The organism is Orenia sp., from assembly GCF_055140805.1.
This window is the reverse complement of record NZ_JBSQYM010000178.1, coordinates 1-5,116: the sequence shown is the minus strand read 5'-3', so window position 1 is coordinate 5,116 and position 5,116 is coordinate 1. Positions and strand designations below refer to the sequence as shown.

At 30.9% G+C, this 5,116-nt stretch carries 8 protein-coding genes; 7 read left to right on the top strand and 1 reads right to left on the bottom strand.

The annotated features are described in order from the left end of the window. Nucleotides 1–284: 284 nt before the first annotated feature. The 7 genes from ACTCDL_RS13805 to ACTCDL_RS13775 all read left to right on the top strand — a co-directional run bounded on the left by ACTCDL_RS13805 (nt 285) and on the right by ACTCDL_RS13775 (nt 4,675). Nucleotides 285–1,739, top strand: a complete 1,455-nt coding sequence (locus ACTCDL_RS13805; RefSeq protein ID WP_463178021.1) for an aminotransferase class I/II-fold pyridoxal phosphate-dependent enzyme — start codon at nt 285–287, stop codon at nt 1,737–1,739. A gap of 135 nt (nt 1,740–1,874) precedes the next feature. Further along, nucleotides 1,875–2,420 (top strand): FxLYD domain-containing protein, encoded by a 546-nt coding sequence (locus ACTCDL_RS13800; protein ID WP_463178019.1) that lies wholly within the window; start codon nt 1,875–1,877, stop codon nt 2,418–2,420. Between the two features lie 147 nt (nt 2,421–2,567). Beyond that, complete coding sequence (locus tag ACTCDL_RS13795; protein WP_463178017.1) at nt 2,568–2,999, top strand: N-acetyltransferase; 432 nt, start codon at nt 2,568–2,570, stop codon at nt 2,997–2,999. Nucleotides 3,000–3,031: 32 nt separating this feature from the next. Further along, complete coding sequence (locus tag ACTCDL_RS13790; protein WP_463178015.1) at nt 3,032–3,256, top strand: cyclase family protein; 225 nt, start codon at nt 3,032–3,034, stop codon at nt 3,254–3,256. Between the two features lie 51 nt (nt 3,257–3,307). Then, complete coding sequence (locus ACTCDL_RS13785; protein WP_463178012.1) at nt 3,308–3,439, top strand: hypothetical protein; 132 nt, start codon at nt 3,308–3,310, stop codon at nt 3,437–3,439. A 91-nt stretch (nt 3,440–3,530) separates the two neighbouring features. Next, nucleotides 3,531–4,172: a lactate utilization protein gene (locus tag ACTCDL_RS13780; RefSeq protein ID WP_463178008.1), complete on the top strand. Its 642-nt coding sequence runs from the start codon at nt 3,531–3,533 to the stop codon at nt 4,170–4,172. Nucleotides 4,173–4,234: 62 nt separating this feature from the next. After that, nucleotides 4,235–4,675: an NUDIX domain-containing protein gene (locus ACTCDL_RS13775; RefSeq protein WP_463178004.1), complete on the top strand. Its 441-nt coding sequence runs from the start codon at nt 4,235–4,237 to the stop codon at nt 4,673–4,675. 111 nt (nt 4,676–4,786) lie between these two features. Here ACTCDL_RS13775 and ACTCDL_RS13770 read toward each other — a convergent pair whose 3' ends face one another. Beyond that, complete coding sequence (locus tag ACTCDL_RS13770; RefSeq protein ID WP_463178001.1) at nt 4,787–5,023, bottom strand: LysM peptidoglycan-binding domain-containing protein; 237 nt, start codon at nt 5,021–5,023, stop codon at nt 4,787–4,789. Nucleotides 5,024–5,116: the final 93 nt, after the last annotated feature.

The following is a 5,116-nucleotide window of genomic DNA, read 5'->3' as shown; positions in this document are numbered from 1 at the left end:
TGTGAGCTATGAGTGTGAGTGTGTGTAAAACTTCTTTTTATTGGGGTTTACTCACACTCACACACCCACTCACGCTAATTTTAAAAGTGTCGCAATATATCCATTAACCAACACTTTCTAATATTAAAGATCTAGTTAATTTTAAATAAATATTACCACAATCAGTAATAATAAAAAAGATAATTTTTGACTAACAAACAATTTTATCAGATAATAGTGATATACTACATTTTATGGGATATACTGTTTAGAGGAATTAAATAATATCGAAAGGATGATTATTGATGGAACTTGATCAAAGTAGAACACCTTTATTTAGTGCTATTAAGATGATTACAGATAAAAAAATAACCCCCTTTGATGTACCTGGTCATAAAAGAGGCAAAGGACTTGAAGAACTTAGAGAACATCTAGGTAAAGAAGTCTTTGAAATGGATATTAATGCTATGGTTGAACTTGATAATATCTTCAATCCTTCAGGTGTAATTAAGGAGGCCGAAGAACTAGCTGCCGACTTATACGGAGCTGAAAACTCCTTTTTTTTAGTAAATGGCACCACTTCAGGGCTACAGACGATGATAATGACCCTCTGTAAGAGCGATAAGAAGATCATACTCCCTCGCAATGTCCACAGATCAATTACAGCAGGTCTAATTCTTAGCGGTGCAGTTCCTATCTATCTTAAACCAGAATATAATAATAAACTAGGAATTGCTATGGGGATCACCCCTAAAAATGTAGAACAGACCATCAAACAGAATCCAGAAGCAGAAGTTTTATTATTAACTAACCCCACTTATTATGGAGTGGCATCTAATATCAAAAGAATAATTGAGATTGCCCATTCCTATGGACTTTATGTAATAGTGGATCAAGCCCATGGGTCTCATTTCCGTTTTCATAGTGACTTACCCCTATGTGCTATTAAAGCAGGGGCTGATATAATAGCAATGAGTTTACATAAAACTGGTGGCTCCTTAACACAAAGTTCTTTGCTAATGGTCAATAATAAATCTATCGATGCTGATATTGTAAGAACTTATTTAAATCTAATTCAGACTACCAGTCCTTCTCATATTCTCTTATCTTCAATCGATGTAGCTAGAAAACAATTAGCTCTTGAGGGTGATAATTTACTAAAAAAGGTATTAGAGGTATCAAGGTATGCTAGAGAAAAAATCAATAATCTGGAATCCTTTTATGCCTTTGGTCCCGATCTAGTAGGAAATGATGGGGTTTTTGCCTTTGATGAGACTAAGCTAGGAATTTATGTTAAAGATATTGGGTTGACAGGCTATGAGCTTAGAGATATTCTATATTACAAGTATAATATTCAGATAGAGATGGCAGATCTATATAATATACTCTGTATTATCTCACTAGGTGATGATTATCAAAGTATCGATAAACTAATCAATGCCTTAGAAGATATTAAAGAAAAGTACTCTAAAGAAGCTTATGATCCTTTCTTTGAAAAGGAGTTGATTATTCCAGAAGTAATAGTCTCACCAAGAAATGCCTTTTATAGTAGAAAAAAGGTGATAAACCTTGAAGACTCTGTAGGAGAAATCAGTGGAGAGTCAGTAATGGCTTATCCTCCTGGAATACCTATTATTGCTCCTGGTGAACGAATAACTGAGGAAATTATTGACTATATCAATCTATTAAAAGAGCAGAAATCTTCAATGCAAGGTCCTGTTGACCCTCTACTTAATCAGATTAGAGTCTTAGGATTTTAGAGATATATTTAAAATCAACAATAATAGACCTCTTAAAATTGGGAGGTCTACTTTAATAAATATCAAATTCTTAGTTCAATTATTCCTCACATCTTTTTAGAAATTATTGCAAATAAATTAAAATAACAAAAGGAAGTGATTAATATTAAAAATAAGATAATCTTATCTATGATCTTATTAACCCTATTAATAACACTGACAGTTTGGGCTAATCAACTTTTCTTCATTAAAGTAAAGCAAGAGAAATTAAGAATTGAACCAAATGGAAGAGCTATAACCACCCTTCCTAAAAATACTCAAGTTGAGATAATTGGCTCAACTGATAAATGGATTAAGGTCAAGGTTGAGGGCTGGATATCCAAAAAATCTATATCTAATAATCTAACAGAAGATGAGGATGAAAAGACCATAAACCCTGGATTTGTCTACAAAGATATCAAACTAAAAGGAAATAATGGCAGAATCAATATCACTGGTAAGCTGACTAATCAGACTGGTAAAGACTATCAATTAACTACTTTTATTATTAGATTATATAATGAATCAGGATCTTCTGTTGGAAGTAGTTATATCAAGCTTAATAATTTTGCCGATAATCAGACTAAGTCTTTTAAGATAACTACTGCTGGTTATTTATCTCAAGTAACTGACTATAGCCTTGAGTTTGAAAATGGAATCTAAAGAAATAGCTATTTTAACTTAATTCTAAAAACCCTAAATAATAGAGACTATATTATCATAAATCCCTATCATTCCTACAAGATAGGGATTTATGAATATAGAAATAACTTAAGACCTTGACTTTACTAAAGAAAGGAAGAGTTGCTGATGATAAGAAAGAGTAATAAAGATGACCTTGATAAAATAGTTCAGCTCTGGTATGAAGTATCCTTGAAAGCCCATAATTTTATTGATAAAGAGTATTGGAAAGCATCACAGCAAGATATGAAAGAAAACTATATTCCACTATCTGATACTTACGTGATAGAGGAAGATAATCAACTACGAGGATTTATCTCAATGGTAGATAATTATCTTGCAGCACTATTTGTTGCTAGCAGCTTTCAAAGCAGAGGTTATGGAAAAAGGCTATTGGACCATGTCAAAAGGAATAGAGATTATATAGAATTAAAGGTTTTTAAGAAGAACAAGAAAGCTTATAACTTCTACTCTAACAATGAATTCATTATAGAACAAGAGTTATTAGCTGAAGGTTTAAAGGAAAAAGAATATTTAATGGTATGGAGAGGTGAAAAGTAAGAAAGTCTTAAAGAAGAGATGATATATTAGAGTTGAAAGGTAAAGCAGTGTTATTTAATTTTGGATGGGATAAATATTGGGGTAAAGATAAATACAATTCATATCCCTATATATCAGAAGAATTAATAGAATATTTAATCGCTAAAGAAGTAAAACTTGTGGGAATAGATACGTTAAATATCGATAGTTCAAAAAAGATGAAACGCCCCGATCACACCTTATTTTTAAAGAATGAAATTTTGATAGTAGAGAATTGAACAGGGTTAGAAAAATTACATAATAAGATATTTAGATTTTTTGCAGTCCCTTTGAAAGCTAAAGGTGTTGCTGCTTTGCTAATTAGAGCTTTTGCAGAAACTTTAGATTGTCCTATAAAGAACACATTATCAAAACAGCTTGAATTTATAGAAAAAGATGATTTGGAGGACTTATCAAATTAATACTCAATTATCCTAATATGCGATTAGCTAAAATATTTTATACAAGTTATAATAATCTTAATAACTTTATACTCAGGAGGAAGATAAAACAATGGATCAAAACATTAAATGGTACCATGATTTACAAATAAGAAGATTATTAGATAATATAAGTGATAATAATATGCAGGGCTTTTATGTCAAAACCCGCAAAGAGTTGCTCACTAAAGTAAACGAACTTATTCCAAAGGGTTCTGTTGTTGGAGTTGGAGATTCGATGACTTTATTTGAAACTGGTATTATCGATCTGTTAAGACAAGAAGATTATATTTTCTTAGATAAATATCAAGAAAATATAACAAGAGCAGAGAAAGATCAGCTTTATTCAGATGTTTTCAGTGCTGATTTCTTTTTATGTAGTACAAATGCAATTACAGAAGAAGGCGAATTATATAACATTGATGGGTACGGCAATAGAGTGGCTGCAATGATCTTTGGACCAAAACAAGTTATAATTGTAGCTGGAAAGAATAAAATAGTTAAAGATTTAGAGGAAGCTAAAAATAGAGTTAAGAATATAGCAGCCCCTATTGATGCCAAAAGACTTAATAAAAATACTCCCTGCACTAAAGTTGGCTATTGTGTAGACTGTAATTCAAAAGATAGAATATGTAATAACATCACAATAATCAAAAAACAGCTAAAAAAGGACAGAATTAAGATTATTATAGTTGATCAAAATTTAGGATACTAAATTTAGCTAATAAATAGCTGTTATAAATTTTATGACTAACAAAGATAAAAGGAGTGATCTAATTGGCATACCCTGAACCTACTGTTGGAGCTATTATCTTTAACCCTGATAATAAGATACTTCTATGTAAATCAGATAAGTGGGATAATAAATATGTAATTCCTAGTGGACACATTGAATTAGGTGAAAGTATAGAAGATGCTCTAAAAAGAGAAATTCTAGAAGAAACAGGGTTAGAAATATATGATATCAAGCTAATCAGTTTAAAAGAGAGTATCTATAGTGATACTTTTCATAAACAAAAACACTTCATATTTATCGACTACATCTGTAAAACCGATTCATATAATGTAATATTAAATGAAGAAGCACAAGAGTATGCTTGGGTAGACTTAGATGCAATTGATAGCTATAAACTAGGAGGATTTACTAAAGAACTATTAATAGAATTAAAAAAGAAAGAGAAATCTGAATATAACACAGAAATTCTTTATAATTATTAGTGTCGATAAATTATTTATAAATTATAATAAGCAATAAAATCCTAATGATTTTATTGCTTATTATAATTTAAACTTCCTATTCACTACTATATTTCTCCCTCTAATCTCAGTCTAATAGTATGGACATTCTCTTCTACTTGGAACACAGATAATTTGTCCTTCTCTTAACTTATCTGAATTGACACCTGGATTTAATCTCCTTAATTCTGCTACTGTTGTATTAAAGTCTCGTGCTATCGTATAAAAAGTATCTCCTCTTCTAACTACATATTCTCTTGCTCCTCTAGGACATCTACCAGGTCGTGGAGGTCTTGGTCTTGGCGGTCTTGGACGGCGATACATTCCCATCAAATCACCCCTTTCTTTAGTTTAATATACATTATTATATTCAAATTAACCTAACATGTTAATTTATTCCATGACTGTCTCTTATACACATCT

Bases quoted from the DNA above. Each gene is read 5' to 3' on its own strand.
- ACTCDL_RS13805 (WP_463178021.1), top strand. From the start codon at position 285: ATGGAACTTGATCAAAGTAGAACACCTTTATTTAGTGCTATTAAGATG.
- ACTCDL_RS13795 (WP_463178017.1), top strand. From the start codon at position 2,568: ATGATAAGAAAGAGTAATAAAGATGACCTTGATAAAATAGTTCAGCTC.
- ACTCDL_RS13780 (WP_463178008.1), top strand. From the start codon at position 3,531: ATGGATCAAAACATTAAATGGTACCATGATTTACAAATAAGAAGATTA.
- ACTCDL_RS13770 (WP_463178001.1), bottom strand. From the start codon at position 5,023: ATGGGAATGTATCGCCGTCCAAGACCGCCAAGACCAAGACCTCCACGA.